Source organism: Lamprobacter sp. (genome assembly GCF_034860625.1).
Lineage (GTDB): Bacteria > Pseudomonadota > Gammaproteobacteria > Chromatiales > Chromatiaceae > Lamprobacter.
This window is the reverse complement of sequence record NZ_JAYESN010000564.1, coordinates 1-1,191: the sequence shown is the minus strand read 5'-3', so window position 1 is coordinate 1,191 and position 1,191 is coordinate 1. Positions and strand designations below refer to the sequence as shown.

At 54.6% G+C, this 1,191-nt stretch carries 2 protein-coding genes; both read left to right on the top strand.

Annotated features, from left to right (window positions below; genetic code table 11):
* The first annotated feature begins 293 nt into the window (after positions 1 to 293).
* Complete coding sequence (locus VBE63_RS29820) at positions 294 to 596, top strand: hypothetical protein (RefSeq protein ID WP_323686585.1); 303 nt, start codon at positions 294 to 296, stop codon at positions 594 to 596.
* Positions 571 to 1,011, top strand: a complete 441-nt coding sequence (locus tag VBE63_RS29815; protein ID WP_323686584.1) for a toxin-antitoxin system TumE family protein — start codon at positions 571 to 573, stop codon at positions 1,009 to 1,011. Before VBE63_RS29820 ends, VBE63_RS29815 begins: the two co-directional genes overlap by 26 nt.
* The last annotated feature ends 180 nt before the right edge of the window (positions 1,012 to 1,191 follow it).

The window sequence follows — 1,191 nt, the reverse complement described above, 5'->3', positions numbered from 1 at the left end:
ATTAACGTGGTCCGTCCCTGATATCTCCCAAGTTCTTCATCAGCCACAACCCGGAGGCCTGGGCGCTGGCGGATGCTGTGATGGAGATGGCGGGGTTGGGGGTGACGGGTTGAAGGGGCTGGGGGGGCGTGGCGTCCAGTATGGTAAGGTTCGTTAAAGTCGGCTTGTTATGGTGGCTTTCGCTGGTTTATCGACGGCATCGTTGACCCAATATGGCCTTGATAGTTTGGCTAAAAATCTACGATTCGCCCAGCCTAGATGCACTTTGATCATAACTGCGGAGAGATGTGCAGATGACCCTGAATGAAGTGTTGCGTGATATACATGCCATGCGTGAAGACCTGCTGGTTTTTGAGCGCAAGTTCGGCGTTCCGACCGAAATGTTCTACGAGGCTTATCGCAATGGTGAAGAACCGGCAGACTCATCATGGGTCTTGGACTGGAGCGAGTGGGCCGCTTCTTATCAGATTCTTCAGGAAAGGCTGGAATTGTTTGGTAATGAAAGCCGTCGCTTGCTCCAATCGGCCCGCGTCACTAGCTACATTGATCTGATGGAGCGCACGGCCCGCCATGAGTCCATTCCAATCGCTCGCTGACTACGAGACATTCGTCTATAGCCTCCGCACGCAGTACCCCTCCATCCGGCGCTCTACCTTGGTCATGGTTCGTCGCGGTGCAACTGTTGCAATCCTTCGAGGCGCACTGGATTTCGACCAGGGCATCCGTCTGAATGTGCGTGAACTGCTCACCTTCGATCATTCGCCGGGAAGAATTTGCGAGTATGGCTATGAGGTTTGGCAAGATGGGCAGCTCCTCTATTGGTACGATTCACAGCCGCATCCAAATGATCCCACACTCGCCAACACCCATCCTCATCACCGGCATATTCATCCGGACATCAAACACAACCGCATTCCAGCTCCCGGGTTAAGCTTCGAACAGCCGAATATTCCATTTCTTGTGCGGGAAATAACCAAGTTACAGCTTTCTTTGGCGCAAGGCCTGTCCTAGCTTCAAATCACAAGTGTTGGCATTCAACTGGAGTCCGCACCCTGCCAACCCAAACACGAAAAACCCCGCCCCGAATGAACGGGAGCGGGGTTGGAAGTGGGTGCGGGCGTCCTTGCCCTTCAGGTCAGGGGTGCCGGGCTTGGCGGGTGTCGTGCCCGGAGCAGAAAACGTGGTCTGTCC